At 66.4% G+C, this 20,216-nt stretch carries 22 protein-coding genes and 1 tRNA gene; 4 read left to right on the top strand and 19 right to left on the bottom strand.

The genetic code is table 11. From position 1 onward, the window contains the following. Positions 1–4: 4 nt before the first annotated feature. From nuoK to AC1PZ7_RS12860, 14 genes are all read right to left on the bottom strand, one after another. Positions 5–313 (bottom strand): NADH-quinone oxidoreductase subunit NuoK, encoded by a 309-nt coding sequence (gene nuoK, locus AC1PZ7_RS12925; RefSeq protein WP_482355627.1) that lies wholly within the window; start codon positions 311–313, stop codon positions 5–7. Positions 314–316: 3 nt separating this feature from the next. Next, positions 317–922: an NADH-quinone oxidoreductase subunit J gene (locus AC1PZ7_RS12920; protein WP_482355626.1), complete on the bottom strand. Its 606-nt coding sequence runs from the start codon at positions 920–922 to the stop codon at positions 317–319. A 109-nt stretch (positions 923–1,031) separates the two neighbouring features. Then, on the bottom strand, positions 1,032–1,520 hold the full coding sequence (nuoI, locus tag AC1PZ7_RS12915; protein ID WP_482355625.1) for an NADH-quinone oxidoreductase subunit NuoI: 489 nt from the start codon (positions 1,518–1,520) through the stop codon (positions 1,032–1,034). Between the two features lie 10 nt (positions 1,521–1,530). Further along, positions 1,531–1,794: a hypothetical protein gene (locus tag AC1PZ7_RS12910; RefSeq protein ID WP_482355624.1), complete on the bottom strand. Its 264-nt coding sequence runs from the start codon at positions 1,792–1,794 to the stop codon at positions 1,531–1,533. Position 1,795: 1 nt separating this feature from the next. Further along, positions 1,796–2,830, bottom strand: a complete 1,035-nt coding sequence (gene nuoH / locus AC1PZ7_RS12905; protein ID WP_482355623.1) for an NADH-quinone oxidoreductase subunit NuoH — start codon at positions 2,828–2,830, stop codon at positions 1,796–1,798. Between the two features lie 13 nt (positions 2,831–2,843). Further along, positions 2,844–4,922, bottom strand: coding sequence for an NADH-quinone oxidoreductase subunit NuoG (gene nuoG / locus AC1PZ7_RS12900; RefSeq protein WP_482355622.1), 2,079 nt, complete (start codon positions 4,920–4,922; stop codon positions 2,844–2,846). 9 nt (positions 4,923–4,931) lie between these two features. Then, complete coding sequence (nuoF, locus tag AC1PZ7_RS12895; RefSeq protein ID WP_482355621.1) at positions 4,932–6,239, bottom strand: NADH-quinone oxidoreductase subunit NuoF; 1,308 nt, start codon at positions 6,237–6,239, stop codon at positions 4,932–4,934. A gap of 10 nt (positions 6,240–6,249) precedes the next feature. Beyond that, positions 6,250–7,101, bottom strand: coding sequence for an NADH-quinone oxidoreductase subunit NuoE (gene nuoE / locus AC1PZ7_RS12890; RefSeq protein WP_482355620.1), 852 nt, complete (start codon positions 7,099–7,101; stop codon positions 6,250–6,252). A 39-nt stretch (positions 7,102–7,140) separates the two neighbouring features. Further along, entirely contained in the window at positions 7,141–8,340 is a 1,200-nt protein-coding gene (locus AC1PZ7_RS12885; protein WP_482355619.1) for an NADH-quinone oxidoreductase subunit D, read from the bottom strand. A gap of 15 nt (positions 8,341–8,355) precedes the next feature. Next, complete coding sequence (locus tag AC1PZ7_RS12880) at positions 8,356–8,970, bottom strand: NADH-quinone oxidoreductase subunit C (protein WP_482355618.1); 615 nt, start codon at positions 8,968–8,970, stop codon at positions 8,356–8,358. A gap of 13 nt (positions 8,971–8,983) precedes the next feature. Then, positions 8,984–9,562 (bottom strand): NuoB/complex I 20 kDa subunit family protein, encoded by a 579-nt coding sequence (locus tag AC1PZ7_RS12875; protein ID WP_482355617.1) that lies wholly within the window; start codon positions 9,560–9,562, stop codon positions 8,984–8,986. After that, the gene (locus AC1PZ7_RS12870) at positions 9,553–9,918 is read right to left on the bottom strand and encodes an NADH-quinone oxidoreductase subunit A (RefSeq protein ID WP_482355616.1); all 366 of its coding nucleotides are present in this window, start codon (positions 9,916–9,918) and stop codon (positions 9,553–9,555) included. The genes AC1PZ7_RS12875 and AC1PZ7_RS12870 overlap by 10 nt, the downstream gene beginning before the upstream one ends. A gap of 514 nt (positions 9,919–10,432) precedes the next feature. Beyond that, positions 10,433–11,851: an alanine/glycine:cation symporter family protein gene (locus AC1PZ7_RS12865; protein ID WP_482355615.1), complete on the bottom strand. Its 1,419-nt coding sequence runs from the start codon at positions 11,849–11,851 to the stop codon at positions 10,433–10,435. 141 nt (positions 11,852–11,992) lie between these two features. After that, the gene (locus tag AC1PZ7_RS12860; protein ID WP_482355614.1) at positions 11,993–12,166 is read right to left on the bottom strand and encodes a hypothetical protein; all 174 of its coding nucleotides are present in this window, start codon (positions 12,164–12,166) and stop codon (positions 11,993–11,995) included. Positions 12,167–12,426: 260 nt separating this feature from the next. Between AC1PZ7_RS12860 and AC1PZ7_RS12855 the strand changes: the two genes are divergently transcribed. Together AC1PZ7_RS12855 and AC1PZ7_RS12850 are read left to right on the top strand one after the other, a co-directional pair. Continuing rightward, positions 12,427–13,920 (top strand): sensor domain-containing diguanylate cyclase, encoded by a 1,494-nt coding sequence (locus AC1PZ7_RS12855; RefSeq protein WP_482359638.1) that lies wholly within the window; start codon positions 12,427–12,429, stop codon positions 13,918–13,920. A 108-nt stretch (positions 13,921–14,028) separates the two neighbouring features. Then, positions 14,029–14,268 (top strand): DUF2188 domain-containing protein, encoded by a 240-nt coding sequence (locus tag AC1PZ7_RS12850; protein WP_482355613.1) that lies wholly within the window; start codon positions 14,029–14,031, stop codon positions 14,266–14,268. A 228-nt stretch (positions 14,269–14,496) separates the two neighbouring features. Here the strand turns inward: AC1PZ7_RS12850 and AC1PZ7_RS12845 are convergent. After that, positions 14,497–14,573: transfer RNA gene (locus AC1PZ7_RS12845), tRNA-Asp, on the bottom strand. Between the two features lie 97 nt (positions 14,574–14,670). Next, on the bottom strand, positions 14,671–15,780 hold the full coding sequence (locus AC1PZ7_RS12840; RefSeq protein WP_482355612.1) for an AI-2E family transporter: 1,110 nt from the start codon (positions 15,778–15,780) through the stop codon (positions 14,671–14,673). 194 nt (positions 15,781–15,974) lie between these two features. On the opposite strand from AC1PZ7_RS12840, the gene AC1PZ7_RS12835 reads away from it, so the two are divergent. Both AC1PZ7_RS12835 and kdsA read left to right on the top strand, forming a co-directional pair. Continuing rightward, the gene (locus AC1PZ7_RS12835; RefSeq protein ID WP_482355611.1) at positions 15,975–16,991 is read left to right on the top strand and encodes a KpsF/GutQ family sugar-phosphate isomerase; all 1,017 of its coding nucleotides are present in this window, start codon (positions 15,975–15,977) and stop codon (positions 16,989–16,991) included. A gap of 29 nt (positions 16,992–17,020) precedes the next feature. Continuing rightward, complete coding sequence (gene kdsA, locus AC1PZ7_RS12830) at positions 17,021–17,869, top strand: 3-deoxy-8-phosphooctulonate synthase (RefSeq protein WP_482355610.1); 849 nt, start codon at positions 17,021–17,023, stop codon at positions 17,867–17,869. 13 nt (positions 17,870–17,882) lie between these two features. On the opposite strand, the gene AC1PZ7_RS12825 is transcribed toward kdsA, so the two are convergent. From AC1PZ7_RS12825 to secF, 3 genes are read right to left on the bottom strand one after another with little or no spacing between them, the layout of a single operon-like run. Further along, positions 17,883–18,755: a phytoene/squalene synthase family protein gene (locus AC1PZ7_RS12825; protein WP_482355609.1), complete on the bottom strand. Its 873-nt coding sequence runs from the start codon at positions 18,753–18,755 to the stop codon at positions 17,883–17,885. A gap of 55 nt (positions 18,756–18,810) precedes the next feature. Beyond that, positions 18,811–19,188, bottom strand: a complete 378-nt coding sequence (locus AC1PZ7_RS12820; RefSeq protein ID WP_482355608.1) for an Mth938-like domain-containing protein — start codon at positions 19,186–19,188, stop codon at positions 18,811–18,813. A 60-nt stretch (positions 19,189–19,248) separates the two neighbouring features. After that, positions 19,249–20,208, bottom strand: a complete 960-nt coding sequence (secF, locus tag AC1PZ7_RS12815; protein ID WP_482355607.1) for a protein translocase subunit SecF — start codon at positions 20,206–20,208, stop codon at positions 19,249–19,251. Positions 20,209–20,216: the final 8 nt, after the last annotated feature.

Here is a 20,216-nt window from a genome sequence, read left to right as displayed (position 1 = left end):
CCGCTCAGCCCTTCATGGTGTTGATGTCCTCGACGGCGATCGACCCGCGATTGCGGTAGAACACCACGAGGATGGCGAGACCGATGGCGGCCTCGGCGGCGGCGACCGTCAGCACGAACAGGGCGAAGACCTGCCCGACGATGTTGCCGAGGAAGACCGAGAAGGAAACAAGGTTGATGTTCACCGCGAGAAGGATGAGCTCGATCGACATCAGGATGACGATGACGTTCTTCCGGTTGAGGAAGATGCCGAGCGTGCCGAGCGTGAACAGGATGGCCGCAACGGTCAGATAGTGCGAAAGGCCGATCGCCATGGCTCAGAGCCCCTTGCCGGAAGGCACCTTGACGACGTCGATCGCCATCGCCTTGGTGCGCGCGTTCTGGACCGGGATGCTCTGGCGCTTGACGTTCTCCTTGTGGCGAAGCGTCAGCACGATGGCACCGATCATCGCGACCAGCAGAATGAAGCCGGCCACCTGGAAGAAGTAGACATAGTCCGTGTAGAGCACACGGCCGATCTGCACCGCGTTCGACACTTCGGGACCCGCGGAGGCGACCGCCCCGGTCACACCCTCGCCGAAGGTCCAGGTACCGACCACCAGCACCAGCTCGGCGAGAAAGACGAGACCGACCAGCGCGCCGATCGGCAGGTACTGAAGGAAGCCCTGGCGCAGCTCGACGAAATCGACGTCGAGCATCATCACCACGAACAGGAACAGCACCGCGACCGCGCCGACATAGACCACGATGAGCAGCATCGCGATGTACTCGGCGCCGATCAGGATGAACAGGCCCGACGCGTTCACGAAGGTCAGGATCAGGAACAGCACCGAGTGAACCGGGTTCCGCGACGCGATGACCATGAAGGCCGAGGCCACGGCGACCCCGGCGAAGAGATAGAAGAACAGCGCGGCGAGGCTCATGCCCGGCACCCCCCAGTCGTCCCCGCGCACGTCGTCGCGATGATCGCGGCGCGGAGAGCCTTTGCGGCTCGTATCGTTACGGTCTTCACGTCCCCAGTCCCCCGCGCGCTCAACGGTAAGGCGCGTCAAGCGCCATGTTGCGCGCGATCTCGCGCTCCCAGCGGTCGCCGTTCGCGAGCAGCTTGGCCTTGTCGTAATAGAGTTCCTCGCGCGTCTCAGTGGCGAACTCGAAGTTCGGTCCCTCGACGATGGCATCGACCGGGCAGGCCTCCTGGCAGAAGCCGCAATAGATGCACTTCACCATGTCGATGTCGTAACGCGTCGTGCGGCGGGTGCCGTCATTGCGGCGCGGGCCGGCCTCGATGGTGATGGCCTGCGCCGGGCAGATCGCCTCGCACAGCTTGCACGCGATGCAGCGCTCCTCGCCATTCGGGTAGCGCCGCAGCGCGTGCTCGCCACGGAAGCGCGGGCTCACCGGCCCCTTCTCGAACGGATAGTTCAGCGTCGCCTTCGGCTTGAAGAAATAGCGCATAGACAGGAAGAACGCCGAGACGAACTCGGTGAGCAGCAGCTGGCGTGCGGCCAGATCCAATCTCATGTCGCTCTCCTTAGTCGGCCATGGCCGCGGCGAGGCCGAAGCCCACCAGCGGCATCGAAACGGCGAAGACGCGGATGACCGTCTTCCACCACGAAATCACGCCTTCAAGCTGAGCCGCGCTCAGCTTTCGGGCCTCCTTGGAGCCGCGGATCGAGGTTTCCAGGACCCCCGGCAGGATGAACCATTCGAGTGCGCCGAACACCGCACCCGCCAGCGCCCCCATCCAACCGACCGCGGAGGCCTCCATCAGGGCATTGAGCGTGCCCTCGTCCATATCAACCTCCCGCGCCCGCCAGGCCGCCGAAGTGCAGAACGCTCGCCACGATCACCACCATCGCCAGCGAGATCGGCAGGAACACCTTCCAGCCGAGCCGCATGAGCTGGTCGTAGCGGTAACGAGGAACCATCGCCTTCACCATGGCGAACATGAAGAAGACGAGCAGAACCTTGAGCAGGAACCAGATGACGCCCGGCACCCAGGTGAACGGCGCCACCGGCACCGGCGGCAGCCAGCCGCCCATGAACAGGATGGTGGTCAGCGCGCACATGGTCATGATCGCCACATACTCGCCGAGCATGAACATCATGTACGGGGTGGAGCCGTACTCCACCATGAAGCCGGCCACCAGCTCGGATTCGGCTTCGCCGAGATCGAAGGGCGGACGGTTCGTCTCGGCCAGCGCCGAGATGAAGAAGATCACGAACATCGGGAACAGCGGCAGCCAGTACCAGCCGAGCAGCCCGTAAGACGTATTCTGCGCCTCGACGATGGCCGAGAGGTTCAGCGAACCGGCGCACAGCAGCACGGTGACGATGACGAAACCGATGGAGACCTCATAGGACACCATCTGCGCCACCGCGCGCAGCGCCGACAGGAACGGATACTTCGAATTCGAAGCCCAGCCGGCCATGATCGTGCCATACACGCCGAGCGACGAGATGGCGAAGATGTAGAGCACGCCGACATTGATGTCGGCCACCACCCAGCCGGCGTCGATCGGCACCACCGCCCAGGCGGCCAGCGCCAGCAGGCAGGTGACGAAGGGGGCGAGCAGGAACACGCCCTTGTTCGAGCCGTCCGGAATCACCGGCTCCTTCAGCACGAACTTGATCAGGTCGGCGAAGGACTGGAACAGGCCGAACGGCCCGACCACGTTCGGGCCGCGGCGCAGCTGCACCGCCGCCCAGATCTTGCGGTCGGCCAGCAGCACATAGGCGACGACGATCAGCAGCCCGACCAGCAGCGCGAGGCTCTGGGCGACGATGATGGCGACCTGGATGAGGGTATCGAACCAGCTGGTTTCGGTCATGCTCTCCCTCCCCTCACTCGGCCGCCGCCGCGAGGCGGCTATGGGCGAGCGCGGAGCATTCGGCCATCACGGCGGACGCGCGTGCAATCGGATTGGTGAGATAGAACTCCGTAACGGCGGCCTTGAACGGCGCGCTCGCAGGCGTGCCCCCCGATCCCGCCAGCGCGATCACCGCCGCCGCATCGGCCGGCTCGACATGATCGACGCGGGCCAGATGCGGATGCGCCGTATAGAGCGCCGCGCGCAACTGGACGAGGTTGTCGAAGGGCAGCCGCTTGCCGACGACGTCGGACAGCGCCCGCAGCACCGCCCAGTCCTCGCGCGCCTCGCCCGGCGGGAAGGCAGCGCGGTTGGCGATCTGCGCCCGGCCTTCCGTGTTCAGATAGGTGCCGGACTTCTCCGTGTAGGCCGCGCCGGGCAGGATGACGTCGGCGCGGTGCGCGCCGCGGTCGCCATGCGTGCCGAGATAGACCACGAAGGCGCCGGGGGCGATGTCGATCTCGTCCGCGCCGAGCGCGAACAGCACGTCGACGCCGCCCGGATTGGTCATCGCCACTGCGTCGAGACCGCCCTCGCCCGGCACTGCGCCGATGTCGAGCGCGCCGACGCGCGAGGCCGCCGTGTGCAGCACCGAGAAGCCGTTCCAGCCGTCCTTCACCGCGCCGACGGCTACCGCCAGCCGGGCCGCCAGTGCCAGCACCGCCGCGCCGTCGGGCCGCGCCAGCGCGCCCTGCCCGATCAGGATGAGCGGGCGCTGCGCGCCTTTCAGCGTCTCGGCGAAGGTGCCGCTGCCGACGAGGTCGAGCAGCGTGTCCGAGCCGGCGCCGAGATAGTCGTAAGGGTAGGTCAGGTCGACATGCTCGCCGATCAGCCCGATCGGGAAATTGCCCTGCAGCCAGCGCTTGCGGATGCGGGCGTTCATCACGCTCGCCTCAAGGCGCGGGTTCGAGCCGATGATCAGCAGCGCGTCCGCCTGCTCGATTCCGGCGATGCTGGCGTTGAACAGATAGGTGGCGCGGCCGAGCGACGGATCGATCTTGGTGCCGTCCTGCCGACAATCGATGTTCGCCGAGCCGAGCGCGGTTAGCAGCGACTTCAGCGCGAACGTCTCCTCGACCGAGGCAAGGTCGCCGACCAGGCCGCCGATGCGCGCACCGGGCACGCCCTTCATCTTCTCGGCGATGACCGCGAAAGCCTCCGGCCAGCTCGCCTGCTTCAGCTTGCCGCCTACGCGCACATAGGGGCGGTCGAGCCGCTGCGTCTTCAGGCCGTCCCAGATGTAGCGGGTCTTGTCGGAGATCCACTCCTCGTTCACGTCCTCGTTGAGGCGCGGCAGGACGCGCATGACCTCGCGGCCGCGCGTGTCGACGCGGATGTTGGAGCCGACGGCGTCCATCACGTCGACGGATTCGGTCTTCACCAGCTCCCACGGACGGGCATGGTAGGCGTAGGGGCGCTGGGTCAGCGCGCCGACCGGGCACAGATCGGCGACGTTGCCCTGCAGCTCGGACGACAGCGCCGCTTCCAGATAGGTCGTGATCTCCATGTCCTCGCCGCGCCCGATGGCGCCGAGCTCGGCCACGCCCGCCACCTCGGTGGTGAAGCGCACGCAGCGGGTGCACTGGATGCACCGGGTCATGGAGGTCTTTATCAGCGGGCCGATATACTTGTCCTCGACCGCGCGCTTGTTCTCGGCATAGCGGGAGGTGTCCACGCCATAGGCCATGGCCTGGTCCTGCAGGTCGCACTCGCCGCCCTGGTCGCAGATCGGGCAGTCCAGCGGGTGGTTGATGAGCAGGAACTCCATCACCCCTTCGCGCGCCTTCTTCACCATCGGGCTCTTGGTGAGCACGACGGGCGGCTCGCCGTTCGGGCCGGGGCGCAGGTCGCGCACGTTCATGGCGCAGCTCGCCGTCGGCTTGGGTGGGCCGCCCTTCACCTCGACGAGACACATGCGGCAATTGCCGGCGATCGACAGGCGCTCGTGGAAGCAGAAGCGCGGGATTTCCGCGCCCGCCGCCTCGCAGGCCTGCAGGAGCGTGAACTCCGGCGGAACATCAAGCTCGATGTCGTCGACGATGATCTTAGCCATGATGCTCTCTCACTCCGCCGCGACCGGGACCGGGACGGGATCGGAATGCGGGTTCGCCGCGTACTGGTCGATCCGTCGCTCGATCTCGGAGCGGAAGTGCCGGATCAGGCCCTGCACCGGCCACGCCGCCGCGTCGCCGAGCGCGCAGATGGTGTGGCCCTCGACCTGCGTCGTGACCTGCAGCAGCAGGTCGATCTCGCGCTTCTGCGCACGTCCTTCGACCATGCGGTCGAGCACGCGCCACATCCAGCCCGTGCCCTCGCGGCAGGGCGTGCACTGGCCGCAGCTCTCGTGCCGGAAGAAGTAGGAAATGCGGGCGATGGCCTTCACCACGTCGGTGGACCTGTCCATCACCAGCACGCCGGCGGTGCCGAAGCTGGACTTCACGGCGCGGCAGCCGTCGAAGTCCATGATCAGGTCCGCGCACTGGTCGGCCGGAACGATGGGGCAGGACGCGCCGCCGGGAATGATGGCGAGCAGGTTGTCCCAGCCGCCGCGCACGCCGCCGCCATGCTTCTCGATCAACTCCTTGAACGGAATGCTCATCGCCTCTTCGACGATGCAGGGCGTGTTCACATGCCCCGAGATGCCGAACAGCTTGGTGCCGACATTGTTCGCCCGCCCGATGGAGGAGAACCACGCCGCGCCGCGCCGCAGGATGGTCGGCGCCACGGCGATCGACTCGACGTTGTTGACCGTCGTCGGGCAGCCATAGAGGCCAACATTGGCCGGGAAAGGCGGCTTCAGGCGCGGCTGGCCCTTCTTGCCCTCGAGGCTCTCCAGCAGCGCGGTCTCCTCGCCGCAGATATAGGCGCCGGCGCCATGGTGGACATAGACGTCGAAGTCCCAGCCATGCACGTTGTTCTTGCCAATCAGCCGCGCCTCATACGCCTGGTCGACCGCCGCCTGCAGGTTCTCGCGTTCCTGGATGAACTCGCCGCGCACATAGATGTAGGCGGCGTGCGCGCCCATGGCGAAGCCGGCGATCAGGCAGCCCTCCACCAGATGGTGCGGGTCGTGGCGCAGGATCTCGCGGTCCTTGCAGGTGCCCGGCTCGGATTCGTCGGCATTGACGACGAGATAGTGCGGGCGCCCGTCATTGTTCTTCGGCATGAACGACCATTTGAGGCCGGTCGGGAAGCCGGCGCCGCCGCGCCCGCGCAGGCCCGACGCCTTCATGTGCTCGATGATCCAGTCGCGGCCCGCTTCGAGGATGGTCTTGGTACCATCCCACGAGCCGCGCTTGAGCGCGCCCTGCAGCCCCCAGTCATGGTGGCCGTAGATGTTGGTGAAGATGCGATCCTTGTCGGCAAGCATGGTTCGCTCCTCAGTCCGCCTTCGTGCCCGGCGGCGGGGCCACCGGCTTTGCAGGCTTCTCGCTGTCGGCATTTCCGGCCGCCTCGACCGCCTTGGCGGGCGGCGGCGCGGCGGGGGCCGGATCGCTCTTGGGCGGGCCGGCCGCGGCCAGCGGCGGCGCGGACGGGGCCGCCTCGCCATTGGCGCGGGCGGCGATCGCCTCGCGGGCGAGCGCAAGACCGGCGCCCTGCCCGACCATCGAACCGTCGAAGAGTTCCGGCGAGGTCAGCACGCGCAGGCCGCCGGCCGGAGCGGAGGTGAACCGCCCGTTCTGCGGGCCGGACGCCGGCTTCTCGCCGCGCTCGAACGCGTCGAGGATCTTGTCGAGATCCTCGGGCGTCAGGTCCTCGTAGACGTCCTTCCACACCTGCACCATCGGCGCGTTCACGCAGGTGCCGGCGCACTCGACCTCTTCCCACGAGAAGTCGCCGTTCTCGGAGAGGTGGAAGGGTTCCTCGTTGATGCGCCGCTTGCAGACCTTCATCAGGTCCTCGGCGCCGCGCAGCATGCAGGGCGTAGTGCCGCACACCTGGATGTGCGCCTTCCTGCCGACCGGCTGCAGCTGGAACTGGGTGTAGAAGGTCGCGACCTCGTAGACGCGGATCGGTGCCATGCCGAGCATGTCGCCGACATAGCGCATCGCCGGCTCCGAGACCCAGCCGCCCGCCTGCTCCTGCGCGCGCATGAGCAGCGGGATCACCGCGCTGGCCTGCCGGCCGGGCGGAAACTTCGCGATGGTCCTCTCGGCCCAGGCGAGATTCGCGTCCGTGAACACAAAGCTCTCGGGCTGAACCTCTTTGGGCGCAAGCCTACGGACTGACATGCCGTACCCTTCCGATCGAACCGCCGGCCGACATTCGGCTCAGCGGTCCACTTCACCGAACACGATGTCCAGCGATCCGAGGATCGCCGAGACGTCCGCGAGCATGTAGCCGCGGCAGAGGAAATCCATCGCCTGGAGATGCGCGAAACCGGGCGCGCGAATCTTGCAGCGATAGGGCTTGTTGGTGCCGTCGGCGACGAGATAGACGCCGAACTCACCCTTGGGGGCCTCCACGGCGGCGTAGACCTCGCCGGCGGGAACGTGGAAGCCTTCCGTGTAGAGCTTGAAGTGATGGATGAGCGACTCCATCGAGCGCTTCATCTCGCCGCGCTTGGGCGGCACGACCTTGTTGTCGACGGCCGAGACCGGACCGGCTTCCTTGAGGAGCCGCTCGCAGCACTGGCGCATGATCTGCGCCGACTGCCGCATCTCCTCCATGCGGATGCAGTACCGATCGTAATTGTCGCAGTTCTTGCCGATCGGAATGTCGAATTCCATCTCGTCGTAGCACTCGTAGGGCTGCGACTTGCGCAGGTCCCACGCCGCACCCGAGCCGCGCACTATCACGCCCGAGAAACCCCAGGCGAAGGCGTCCTCGAGACTGACAATGCCGATATCGACATTGCGCTGCTTGAAGATGCGGTTGTCGGTCAGCAGGCCGTCGAGGTCGTCCATGAAGGCCGGGAACGTATGGGTCCAGGCGAGGATGTCCTCGACCAGCGCGCGCGGCAAGTCCTGATGGACGCCGCCGGGCCGGAAATAGGCCGCGTGCATGCGCGAGCCCGAGGCGCGCTCGTAGAACACCATCAGCTTCTCGCGCTCCTCGAAGCCCCACAGCGGCGGGGTGAGCGCGCCGACGTCGAGCGCCTGCGTCGTCACGTTGAGCATGTGGGAGAGGATGCGGCCGATCTCGGAATAGAGCACGCGGATGAGCTGGCCGCGCCTGGGCACCTCGATTCCGAGCAGGCGTTCGATGCCGAGGCAGAAGGCATGTTCCTGATTCATCGGCGCGACGTAGTCGAGCCGATCGAAATAGGGCACGGCCTGCAGATAGGTCTTGGTCTCGATCAGCTTCTCGGTGCCGCGGTGCAGCAGCCCGATATGCGGATCAACACGCTCGACGATCTCGCCGTCCAGCTCCAGGATGAGGCGCAGAACACCATGCGCAGCAGGATGTTGCGGCCCGAAGTTAATCTGGAAGTTGCGGACGTTGGGGTCGACCTTGGCGGGTGCGTTCATCTGCCTGCCCTCACCTCAGCCCGCCTTCGGGGCGGTGGCCTTCTCGTCGCCCGGGAGCACGTATTCAGGCCCCTCCCACGGCGACAGGAAGTCAAAGTTGCGGAACTCCTGGGCGAGTTTCACCGGCTCGTAGACGACACGCTTGCGCTCGTCGTCGTAGCGCACCTCGACGAAGCCCGTGGTCGGGAAGTCCTTGCGCAGCGGATAGCCGTCGAAGCCGTAATCGGTCAGGATCCGGCGCAGCTCGGGATGGCCCGAGAACATGATGCCGTACATGTCGAACGCCTCGCGCTCGAACCAGAAGGCGCCGGCGAACACGGCCGTCGCGGACGCCACCGGCGTCGTCTCGTCGGTCTCGACCCGCACGCGGATGCGGGCGTTCAGCGTCGGCGACAGCAGATGGTAGACCACGTCGAAACGCTTCTCGCGCTTCGGCCAGTCGACGCCGCAGACGTCGATGAAGCTGACGAAGCGGCAGGACGGGTCGTCGCGCAGGAAGGTCAGAACCTTGATCACATCGGCGGCGGACGCCACCAGCGTCAGCTCGCCGTAGGCCAGGATCACCTCCTCGACAGCGTCGGGGAGGGCTTCCTTCACATGCGCGCCCAGCTCTTTCAGCGTCTCGTCCATGTCGCCTCGAACCTCAGCGCTCGATCGTTCCGGTGCGGCGGATCTTCTTCTGCAGCAGCAGAACGCCATACAGCAGGGCTTCCGCCGTGGGCGGGCAGCCGGGAATGTAGATGTCGACCGGCACGATGCGGTCGCAGCCGCGCACGACCGAATAGGAGTAGTGATAGTAGCCGCCGCCATTGGCGCAGCTGCCCATCGAGATGACGTAGCGCGGCTCCGGCATCTGGTCGTAGACCTTGCGCAGGGCCGGAGCCATCTTGTTGGTCAGCGTGCCGGCGACGATCATCACGTCCGACTGACGCGGGCTCGCCCGCGGCGCGAAGCCGAACCGCTCCACGTCGTAGCGCGGCATCGAGGTCTGCATCATCTCGACCGCGCAGCAGGCGAGGCCGAAGGTCATCCACATCAGCGAGCCAGTACGCGCCCAGTTGATGAGTTCGTCCGTCGCGGTGACGAGAAAGCCCTTGTCGGCCAGCTCGGCATTCACCTCGACGAAGAACGGATCGGTGGCACCGATCGGCCTGCCGGTATTGGGGTCGATGATACCCTTGGCCGCCGGGGCGACGAGAGGGCTATTCGCGCTCAATCCCATTCGAGCGCTCCCTTCTTCCACTCGTAAACGAAACCGACGGTCAGCACGCCGAGGAACACCATCATCGACCAGAAGCCGAAGCCGCCCAGTTCCCGGAACGTGATCGCCCAGGGGAACAGGAAGGCGACTTCGAGGTCGAAGATGATGAAGAGGATGGAGACCAGATAGAACCGGACATCGAACTTCATGCGCGCATCGTCGAACGCATTGAAGCCACATTCATAGGCCGACATCTTCTCCGGATCAGGACGGCTGAAGGCGACCAGGAAGGGCGCGACCAGCAGCGCGATGCCGATGAACGCCGAGACACCGATAAAGATGACGACGGGCAGATAATCCTGCAGCAGGCTGCTCATGGATAGGATCCTCCCCGGCCAGCATACGTCATCAATGGTGCTATCGCAGTTGCGAAATATTCAAAGCACGCGGCAGGCTTATCGCACCACCCTAGCCGAGGCAAGGGCATCTGCAGCCATTCGCGCGCGTCTGGTATACAGAATTCACAGGTTGCGGGCGAGCATTGCATCCGCGGCGGCATCTCCCCGCCAGCACGCGTAAAATCTGGGCAGGCAACGGAATTTCGCGCGCAATTTGCGGACGCGCATACCTTGAAACAAAAGCGCCGACAAATACGCGCCGACCTTACGCCGGTATTGGGATCAGGCACGCATTCCAGCCCTGCGTCGAACGGGGGCCCCACGCACACATCCCGCACGCAGCGCGTCTCAAGACGCCCGAAACCCGGACGCGGGCCGCATCGCCGGAGGGAGAGACATTTTGTCCAAGTCTCCTCCGACGAACCGATTCTTCGAAACGTATGGATGGCTGGACCGGTCGCGCCCGCAAAGGCGCGCCAGTCCAGCCGATGCCTCAGCGCCGGCTCCAGATGTCGGTGTCGATCTGATCGGCGAGTTCCGGCATCGAGCTCGCGGTGAAGACCGGCTTGCGGCCGGCGCGCCGCTGGTCGAGGTAGTCCCGTGTCAGCCGCGCCACGAGGCCGGACAGCAGCACGATGGCGATGAGGTTCACGGTTGCCATCAGCCCCATCGAGGCGTCAGCCGCGTTGAACACGGTCGCGACCGACTCATAGGCACCCCAGATCACCATCGCGAGCACCGCGATGCGCAGCACCGCCCTGCCCGTCGGACCGCCGACGCGCAGAAACACCAGCGCGTTCTCGGCATAGGAGTAGTTGCCGATAATCGAGGTGAAGGCGAAGAAGAAGATCGCCACCGCCACGAAGTACGGCCCCGTCGCCCCGATATGCTCGTTCATCGCCGCCTGGGTGAGCTGGGTGCCGGTCAGGCCAGAGCCGGGCACAAGCACGCCCGACAACAGGATGAGCAGCGCGGTCGCGGTGCAGATCAGGATCGTGTCGATGAACACGCCGAGCGCCTGCACGAAACCCTGGCTGACCGGATGATGCGGATCGGGCGTGGCGACGGCCGCGATGTTGGGCGCCGAGCCCATGCCCGCCTCGTTGGAGAACAGGCCACGCTTCACACCGTTCAGCATCGCCGCCGCGACCGATCCCGCGACGCCGCCGGCCGCCGACCCGAAGCCGAAGGCGCTCTCGAAGATCAGCCCGAATATGCCGGGCACTTCGGTGATGTTCATCGCGACCGCGAACAGGGCCACGCCGAGATAGCCTACCGCCATGAACGGCACCACAATCTCCGCCACGCGGGCGATGGTGGCGATACCGCCGAAGATGATGACACCCGTCAGCGCCGCGAGCGCCACGCCGCTGACGAGCTTTGGCATGCCGAACGCGCCCTCCATCGCGTCCGCGATCGAGTTCGCCTGCACGGCGTTGAAGACCAGACCGAAGGAAATGATCAGGCACACGGAGAATACCCCGCCGGCCCATGGGGCCTTCAGGCCCTTGGCCATGTAGAAGGCGGGGCCGCCGCGATAGTGCCCCTCCTCGTCCTTGATCTTGTAGAGCTGGGCGAGCGTGCTCTCGGCGAAGGCGGTCGCCATGCCGAGCCCGGCGACGACCCACATCCAGAAGATGGCGCCGGGACCGCCGAGATAGAGCGCCACGGCGACGCCGGCGATGTTGCCGGTGCCGACGCGCGAGGCGAGGCTGGTGCAGAGCGCCTGGAACGGCGTGATGCCCGCGAAGTCGACCTCGCGCGAGCCCATGACGGAGCGGATCATTTCGGGGAAATGGAGAATCTGAAGGAACTTCAGCCGCACCGTGAAATAGACACCCACCGCGAGCAGACCGTAGATCAGCACGTAGCCCCAGAAGATCGTGTTCAGGAAGTCGATGATCGCGTCCATGCCCTGTCCCCAACGCCGAAATGACGGACCCGATGATAGAGCGCAGCAAGCCGGTGCCGCGACAGGTCTCGTGGGTGACGCACAGGCAAATCGTGTTCCGTTCCTGCACGCGGCTCGCGCAGGGCAGGTCCGCGTCGCCGGCTAGACTCGCGCGTCACCGGAAACGGCCGATTTATCGACCATCAGCCCGTCTCTCCCGGAGCTCTTTGCGCGATAGAGCGCCCTGTCGGCGGATGCGATGAGCGCGGCGAAACTGTCGATGTCGATCACGCCGCCTTCAAGCAGATATGCGCGGCGATCTGCGGCGCCTTCCATGGACGCTCCCGCACGAAGCGGGGTAATTTCCATGAGAACAGGGTGAACGAATGGACATCGACGAAAGACGTGTCATCCCTGCCAGCCTTGTGACGGGTTAGGTTGTGGGCTGTCCCCCGCCCCGGCGGCAAGAATCGTCGGCACAAATCGAGTTGCCCATACGACATGCCCGTGCATGCTCCATCTGGAAATGAAAGCGCCAGACAAGGTCCCTGTTCAGTGGGTCTGACCTCATCGGCTAGTGAGACGCTGACTTGGACGTGTTGAAGAAAGACGGCCATTCTTCCGGGCACATGCGCCGGGGCCATGCGGGTGCCTGGATCCTGGTCACTGTCGGCCTTGCATCGCTGGCGATTATCGGCGTGACGATCGACGCGTTGAAGACGTCCTACAATGACGTCGAAGTGCGCGCCGAACGCGAGGCTCAGAACCTTCTCGGGGCGAGCGTCAGCTATTTGCGGAGCCAGATGGCGCTGTGGGATCTGACGCTGAGGCTCGCAGTCGACGTCGTCGAGGATGAGCGCTTCGGCATATCGAGCCGGCCGCAGAAGGACAAGCTGCTGGCAAACCTCGCGGCCACGGCCGGATCCATCGGCTCACTGCTGGTCCTCAATGCCCGGGGCGATATCGTTTTCGATCCTCTGTCCACCACCCCCAGAGGCGGCAACTTCGCCGACAGGGATTATTTCCTGGTGCATCAGGGCGCCGACATCGGCGTCTATATCAGCCAACCCTTCAGGAGCCGGCTGCGGGATGGGGATCCCAGCATCGCGATGAGCAAACGCATTTCCGGCCCGAATGGGTCGTTCGAGGGAATCGTGCTGATCGTGGTGAGGTTGTCTGCGATACGCGAAATGTTCGCCACGCTCGACCCTGGCGCACGCGGTATAATTGCCGTCATCAATGCCGCTGGCAGAATGGTGGTGCGGCAACCCTCACTGGATGATCGTCGCGACGTTGATCTCGATCTGTCGCAGAGCCCTAACTTCCGGCGCATGAAGCTCGAACAGAGCGGCACGTTCAGCGCCGTCGCCGTGACCGACGGAACCGAGCGCCTCTATGTCTTCACGACCGTGCCGGGCACTGATTTCAATATCAGTGTCGGCCTGGCCCGAGGCAAAATCTTCGCTGAATGGTACCAACGACTCTACGTCACCGTTTCCATCTTGACCGCAATGTGCGGCCTCGCGATAATCGTCGCCATGCGGCTTCGGCGGGAATTGTCGCGCCGCGAGGCGGCCGAAGCCCAACTTGCCGAACTCGCGCGGACCGATCCGCTCACCGGTCTGGCCAACCGGCGGGTGTTCGAGGAGACCGTCGAGCGCGAGATCCGCCGTGCCAGGCGAACAGGCCTCCCGCTTCCCCTGCTTCTCATCGACGTCGATCATTTCAAGCGCGTGAACGATCAATACGGTCATGCCGTCGGCGATATGGTGCTGAAGCTGCTGTCGCAGATTCTGCGGGAGCATCTGCGCAGGCCCGGCGATCTCTGCGTGCGCTTTGGCGGCGAAGAGTTCCTGACACTGCTCGCGGATACGCCGGTGGAAGGCGCCGTCGAACTCGCCAACCGCATTCGACGGAGTTTCGAGCAACGGACGGCGCAGATGCCGGATTTGTCGGCCGCCTGCACGCTGAGCATTGGAGTGGCGTCGCTGCGCCCGGAAATCACCACCTCGGCCGCGCTGTTCTCGGCGGCGGATCAGGCGCTCTACCGCGCGAAGGCCGAGGGCCGGAACCGCGTCGAGCGTGCTTGAGCCGCGCGCCGTCCACGCGTGCCTCGCGGTGTTCCGGCGCACTGGTCATGGTGCGCTCCGGACCCCATGTCTTCTCCACGGAAGATACACCGAGCGGAGGTTTGAGCCATGGCACACGTCACCTACGAGATCGTCGAGCACGACGGCGGCTGGGCATACAGGGTCGGCGGCGTTTTCTCGGAAACGTTCCCCTCTCATGACGCCGCGAGAAAAGCCGCAGAACGCGCCGCGCGCGAACAGACCGTTTCCGGCGAGACGAGCCCGATCGAGTTCGAGGACGCGGCCGGCACGTGGCACGAGGAGACGGCGCGTGGCAATGATCGCCCGAAGACCGATGTGAAGGGCTGACGCCCTTTCCAGGCACGCGTCATGCAGACGGCGGACACGTGCCACGCTGGCGGGATGCGGGGTCTCTTCCGGGCGGCTGGCTCTGAACATTCGCCCTCGGCGCGGCCGGCCGAAGACAGGTCGGAGCCGCGCGAGGATTGCAATCGAAAGCCCGCGAGACACGTCGTCAAGCCGGTTCAGGATCAGATGAAGAATTCGGGAAGATCGACGCCAAGCCATTGCAATGAATGGCGGGAGTGACGGGGCTCGAACCCGCGACCTCCGGCGTGACAGGCCGGCGCTCTAACCAACTGAGCTACACCCCCAACGGCGGGTCCGAAGTCAGACCCCGCGTCGAGTGGGGCGGGTGTTAAGGCAGCCCCCGCCGGGTGTCAAGCGTGTCCCGCCTCTTCCTGTGATTAGTCAGCCGGGAAGCTGTGGACGCCGGCTCGCGAGGATGCCATCCACAAGGGCCATGGCGGCAATCAGCAGCGGCACCGACAGGAAGGTGCCGGCTGGTCCCCACAGCCAGGTCCAGAGCGCCATCGAGAGGAAAACCGCGAAAGGATTGAGGGAGACACGCCGTCCCACGATCAGCGGCGTCAGGAACTGCCCCTCGACGCTGGTGATGACGAGAAAGGCCGCAGCCGGCAGCAGAGCCTGCACGATCACGGAAAACGTCACGACGCCGGCGACGGCGAGAATCAGCGTCATGGCGGCCGGGCCGACATAGGGAACGTAGTTCAACACGCAGGCGAGCACCGCCCAGAGCAACGGATTGGGCAGTCCGAGGGACCATGTCATCAGCCCGGTGGCGATGCCGAGGCCGATATTGATGAAGGTCGCCGTCACCAGATAAGCGCCGAGCCGTTCCTCGATCTCGCGAAACACCCGGAGCGTGGCGAGCCGCGTCGAGCGCGGCGTCATGACCTGGACCACCCGTCGCTTGATCTGCACGCGCCCCGCCAGGAAGAACAGCAGCGAGCCGAAGAACAGGATAAACTCGCCGATGACCGGCGTGACCAGCACAACGACGCTCTCCAGCATCTGTGAATCGGCGACCTCCACCATGATCGGCGGCTCGGCAACCCGCCCGATCGACTGGATCGATTCGATGACCGACACGAGGGTCGCAAGGCTCGACTTCAACGGCGCGAAGCGTTCCTGCAGGATGGCGCCGATCTCCGGCGCCCGCGCCGTCCAGTCGGCCAGAGGACCCGCAAGCGCCATCGCCGCGCCGTACATCAGGCCGAAGATCGCCAGCACCATGAGGGTGGACCCCAGCCAAGTGGGCACGCCGCGGCGCGACCATCCCTCGATGGCGGGACCGATCACGCTGCCGATGATGATGGCGGCGACGATCGGGATCAGCACCGCACGGGCGATGACCAACGCGGTGGCCAGCAGCACGACCGCGCTCGCGATCACCGCGACCTGGGTGAGGCGCCGCCACAGCCGCTCACGGCGCTGCTCGTCCCGAATGTTGCGCGGCGTCCCTTCCGTCGCGCCGGCCACACCGCGCCACATGTCCATCGCTTCGTCTCGCCCCAGCCTCCGCCGTCCGTGATGCACAACGTTCACGCCACGCGGACGGTTCCGGCGTAGTGGTGATGTGAGCCCTCCATTGCATCGCGAGCGTTTGACGCTTATTGACGCGCGGGCGTGGCGCTAAAGGACGCGCCGGGCGCAAGAAGCGCCGGCCGTCGTGCAAGCAAGGGAGTATGGTCTTGGGCGTGGCCCAGTCGCAGAACACCTCCATCGCCGATACGCCCCCTCGGGACGACAAGCTGCGCGAGAGCGTGCGGCGAACGCTCGTCATCGAGGCCAAGGGCCTGGCCGCGTTGAGCGCATCCATCGAGGGTGAACTCGGCGATGCCGTCGAGCGGGCGACCCAGCTCATCGAGGGCGCGCGCGGGCGCGTCATCGTCACCGGCATGGGCAAGAGCGGCCATATCGGCCGCAAGCTCGCGGCCACCCTCGCCTCCACCGGCACGCCCGCCCTCTTCCTGCACGCCGCCGAGGCCAGCCACGGCGATCTCGGCATGGTGACGCAGGACGACGTGCTGCTCGCCATTTCCTGGTCGGGCGAGACCGCCGAACTCGGCGACGTGGTGCATTACGCCCGGCGCTTTGCGGTGCCGCTGCTCGCCATCACCTCCAATCCCGAGAGCACGCTCGGCCGCGCCGCCGACGTCGCGCTGCTGCTGCCGCGCGTCGAGGAAGCCTGCCCGAACGGCCTCGCACCGACCACCTCCACCCTCATGCAGCTTGCCATCGGCGACGCGCTGGCGGTGGCGCTGCTGGAGCGCCGGGGTTTCTCGGCCTCCGATTTCCGCGTCTTCCATCCCGGCGGCAAGCTCGGGGCGCGGCTGCTGAAGGTCGCCGAACTCATGCACGCGGCCGAGAGCGTGCCGCTGGTGGTGCTCGGCACGCCGATGAGCGAAGCGCTGATTGAGATCACCGGCAAGCGCTTCGGCTGCTGCGGCGTCGTAAGCCCGGAAGGGCAACTGGTCGGCATCGTCACCGACGGCGACCTGCGCCGCCATATGAGCGCCGACCTGCTGCCCCGCCGGGTTGAGGAGGTGATGACCGCCGCCCCGCTCGTGGTAGCCCCCGGCGAACTCGCCAGCGCCGCCCTCGGCCAAATGAGCCGCACCCAGATCACCGTACTGTTCGTGGTCAGCGACGGCACGCCGGTCGGCATCCTCCACGTCCACGATCTTCTGCGCGCCGGCGTCCTCTGACGCCGCGCCCTCCCTCAAGGAAAGCCCCCATGAGCGACCAGCGCGCCAATTCCGTGGTCTCCGTCGGCAATGTGCGCTTCGGCAACGAGCTGCCGCTGGCGCTGATCGCCGGCCCCTGCCAGATGGAGAGCCGCGAGCACGCGCTCGAATGCGCCGCCGCGATCAAGGAGATCGCCGGCCGGCGCGGCATCGGCGTCGTGTTCAAGACGTCCTTCGACAAGGCGAACCGCACCTCGATCAAGGGCGCGCGCGGCATGGGCCTCAAGGACGCCCTGCCCGTCTTCGCCGAGATCCGCGAGCGCTACGGCATGCCGGTGCTGACCGACGTGCACGAGAACGACCAGTGCGCGCCGGTCGGCGAGGTGGTCGACATCCTCCAGATTCCCGCCTTCCTGTGCCGGCAGACCGACCTGCTGATCGCCGCGGCGGCCACCGGGCGGACGGTGAACGTCAAGAAGGGGCAGTTCCTCGCTCCCTGGGACATGAAGAACGTCGTCGCCAAGCTCACCGAGAGCGGCAACGCCAACGTGCTGGTGACGGAGCGCGGCGTCTCCTTCGGCTACAACACGCTCGTCACCGACATGCGGGCGCTGCCGATCATGGCCGAGACGACCGGCGCGCCGGTGATCTTCGACGCCACCCATTCGGTGCAGCAGCCCGGCGGCCAGGGTACCTCGTCCGGCGGCCAGCGCGAATTCGTGCCGGTGCTGGCACGGGCCGCGGTGGCGGTCGGCGTCGCCGGCGTATTCATCGAGACCCACCCCGATCCGGACAAGGCCCCGTCCGACGGGCCGAACATGGTGCCGTTGAACCAATTCGAGGAACTGGTCGCGCGTCTTCAGGCCTTCGACCGGGTCTCCAAGGGAAGTTCGAACTGAAGGCAGACGGCCCCTAGCCGGTCTTCACCGCGCGCCGCAGGGCGCCGGCACCGCGCCACAGCCGCCAGAGGCGGCTGAGCGTCGAAGCGGTCGGAACCGCCGCGAACGGGTCGTGTGGACGCTCCATGCGCGCCAGATCGCCCGGCACCAGTACCAATGGCAGGAAGGCCGGCAGCTCGGCGACATCGGCACCTTCGAGCGCCGCGAGCGCCGCTTGGTAATGGCGCCGCGCCAACGCGCGCATGTCCCCCAACGCCGCCCGCAGCTCCGGGCTCGGCTTGCCCGAAACCGCATCCTCGCGGGTCAGCCCGCGCGCCTTCAGCAGGTCGAGCGGCAGGTAGCACTGGCCGCGCCGCGCATGGATCGGGAATGCCCGCAGCAGGCCGGTGACGGCGTAGGCCACCCCGGCATGGCCCGCCGCCTCGGCCGAGGCGCGGCCGGCCCCCTCGCTCAGGATCAGCGTCGCCAGCCGGATGAGCGCCGAGGAGGTCTCGCCGGCATAGCCTTCGAGGTCGTTCACCGTCGGCATCGGGTCGTCATAGAGATCGAAGACGCGTGCATCGAGCAGCGCGAAGAAGGTCTCGCGCGGCAGGCGATAGGCCTCGATGGCGTCGAGCAGCATCGCGGCGACCGGATTGGCCCGGACGTCGCCGCGCGCCCCGCCGATCAGCGCCTCGCTCCACCATTGCAGCCTCACCTCACCCGCCATCGGGTTGGTGATCGCCTCGCGCACACGCGCGACCTCGGCATTGAAGGCGTGCAGGGCGAACAGCGCGCCGCGCTTGTCGGCGGGGGCGAACAGATCGGCGATATAGCGGTCGCGGTCGAGATCACGCACGAGCGCCGCGCAGTAATCCGTATCCGTGGTCAGCGTTGCCCGGCTCATGTGTCGTTTCCGGTGGGCCATGTTTCCGGCGGGATCCCGTCCCGCGCCGCCGCCCTCAGGGCAGCGCCAGCAGGGCGGCCGCCACGGCGCGACCTTCCGCCAGCAGCACATTATAGGTCGAGGCGGCGGCCCGCGTCGGCATGGCGTCGACGGCAATGCCAACATCACCCAGCCGCCAGCGCAGCGCGTCCGGTATGAACCAGGGATCCGGCCCGGTTCCGATCAGCAGAAGCTCGATGCCGGCCGCCTGCGCGAAGACCGGCGCCAGCGCGGCCGCGTCGATCTCGGCCGGCAGGCGCGGCGCCCATGCATGGATGCCGGACGGCAAGGCAAGGACGGAGCCAGCCGACGCCATGCCGGCGAAATGGAACGACAAGCGCCCGTAACCGTCGATCGGCACTTGATGCGGTAGATGGGCGTCGGGCGTCGCCATGCGGTCACCTCGCCATGCGCTCGGCTGCCGGTCGCGCCGGCCGTCAGGCGCGTCCCGCCCTCAGGGCGCGACGCGCTCCGCCTTCGGGTTCGGGCTCTTGGTCTCGGCCTTCTCCGCCAGCGTGCGGGTGGTCACGCCGAGATAGATCAGCAGCGGCGAGGCGATGAAGATCGAGGTGTAGGTGCCGACCAGCACCACGCCGAACATCATCGTCACGGAGAAGCTGTGGATCGCCCGTCCGCCGAACAGCACCAGGGCCAGCAGAGCCAGCGTCACGGTGACATGGGTGATGACCGAGCGCGACAGAGTCGAGTTGATCGAGGCGTTGAGCAGCTCGTCCGTCGGCATCTTCTTGTAGCGGCGCAGCATCTCGCGGATGCGGTCGTAGATGACGATGGTGTCGTTCAGCGAGTAGCCGAGAATGGTCAGCAGCGCGGCGACGCTGGTCAGGTCGAAGTCGATCTGGAAGATCGCCATGAACCCGATGGTCAGCACGATGTCATGGAAGTTGGCGATCGAAGCGCCAAGCGCGAACTGCCACTCGAACCGGAACCAGAGATAGATGAGGATGCACAGAACCGCGAGCATCAGGCCGACAATGCCGTAGCTGAGCAGTTCCTGCGACACGCGCGGTCCGACCACCTCGATGCGGCGGTACTCGACGCCCTCGCCGAGCGTTGCGCGCACCCTGCCGACGACGACCTGCTGGGCCTGCTCGCCGCCCGGCTGCTGGGCGACACGGATCAGCACCTCGCCGTCGCTGCCGATCTCCTGGATCTGCACCTCGCCGAGATCAAGCGCCTCCAGCTTGGACCGGACATCCCCGATATTCAGAGTGTTGCCGGGATAGCGGACCTCGAGCAGCGTGCCGCCCTTGAAGTCGATGCCGAAATTCAGGCCGAGCGTGAAGAACGCCACCAGCGCCACGATCGACAGCAGCGCCGAGATCGGGAAGCTGATGCGCCGGAAGCGGATGAAGTCGAACTTGGTGTCGTCCGGAACGATGCGGAGCAGACGCATGAGGGCTC

The organism is Ancylobacter sp. TW_SC_1 (genome assembly GCF_056836805.1).
Note: the sequence above shows the minus strand (reverse complement) of the source record. Positions and strands in the feature narration are given on the sequence as shown.

Excerpts from the sequence above, each read along its gene's own strand:
- AC1PZ7_RS12860 (WP_482355614.1), bottom strand. The coding sequence starts at position 12,166 with ATGGAAGGCGCCGCAGATCGCCGCGCATATCTGCTTGAAGGCGGCGTG.
- kdsA (WP_482355610.1), top strand. The coding sequence starts at position 17,021 with ATGAGCGACCAGCGCGCCAATTCCGTGGTCTCCGTCGGCAATGTGCGC.
- AC1PZ7_RS12865 (WP_482355615.1), bottom strand. The coding sequence starts at position 11,851 with ATGGACGCGATCATCGACTTCCTGAACACGATCTTCTGGGGCTACGTG.
- AC1PZ7_RS12840 (WP_482355612.1), bottom strand. The coding sequence starts at position 15,780 with ATGGACATGTGGCGCGGTGTGGCCGGCGCGACGGAAGGGACGCCGCGC.
- AC1PZ7_RS12885 (WP_482355619.1), bottom strand. The coding sequence starts at position 8,340 with ATGAACGCACCCGCCAAGGTCGACCCCAACGTCCGCAACTTCCAGATT.
- AC1PZ7_RS12910 (WP_482355624.1), bottom strand. The coding sequence starts at position 1,794 with ATGGACGAGGGCACGCTCAATGCCCTGATGGAGGCCTCCGCGGTCGGT.
- AC1PZ7_RS12875 (WP_482355617.1), bottom strand. The coding sequence starts at position 9,562 with ATGGGATTGAGCGCGAATAGCCCTCTCGTCGCCCCGGCGGCCAAGGGT.
- AC1PZ7_RS12880 (WP_482355618.1), bottom strand. The coding sequence starts at position 8,970 with ATGGACGAGACGCTGAAAGAGCTGGGCGCGCATGTGAAGGAAGCCCTC.
- nuoI (WP_482355625.1), bottom strand. The coding sequence starts at position 1,520 with ATGAGATTGGATCTGGCCGCACGCCAGCTGCTGCTCACCGAGTTCGTC.
- AC1PZ7_RS12870 (WP_482355616.1), bottom strand. The coding sequence starts at position 9,918 with ATGAGCAGCCTGCTGCAGGATTATCTGCCCGTCGTCATCTTTATCGGT.
- AC1PZ7_RS12850 (WP_482355613.1), top strand. The coding sequence starts at position 14,029 with ATGGCACACGTCACCTACGAGATCGTCGAGCACGACGGCGGCTGGGCA.
- AC1PZ7_RS12820 (WP_482355608.1), bottom strand. The coding sequence starts at position 19,188 with ATGGCGACGCCCGACGCCCATCTACCGCATCAAGTGCCGATCGACGGT.
- nuoF (WP_482355621.1), bottom strand. The coding sequence starts at position 6,239 with ATGCTTGCCGACAAGGATCGCATCTTCACCAACATCTACGGCCACCAT.
- nuoG (WP_482355622.1), bottom strand. The coding sequence starts at position 4,922 with ATGGCTAAGATCATCGTCGACGACATCGAGCTTGATGTTCCGCCGGAG.
- AC1PZ7_RS12825 (WP_482355609.1), bottom strand. The coding sequence starts at position 18,755 with ATGAGCCGGGCAACGCTGACCACGGATACGGATTACTGCGCGGCGCTC.
- AC1PZ7_RS12920 (WP_482355626.1), bottom strand. The coding sequence starts at position 922 with ATGAGCCTCGCCGCGCTGTTCTTCTATCTCTTCGCCGGGGTCGCCGTG.
- nuoH (WP_482355623.1), bottom strand. The coding sequence starts at position 2,830 with ATGACCGAAACCAGCTGGTTCGATACCCTCATCCAGGTCGCCATCATC.
- nuoK (WP_482355627.1), bottom strand. The coding sequence starts at position 313 with ATGGCGATCGGCCTTTCGCACTATCTGACCGTTGCGGCCATCCTGTTC.
- secF (WP_482355607.1), bottom strand. The coding sequence starts at position 20,208 with ATGCGTCTGCTCCGCATCGTTCCGGACGACACCAAGTTCGACTTCATC.
- nuoE (WP_482355620.1), bottom strand. The coding sequence starts at position 7,101 with ATGTCAGTCCGTAGGCTTGCGCCCAAAGAGGTTCAGCCCGAGAGCTTT.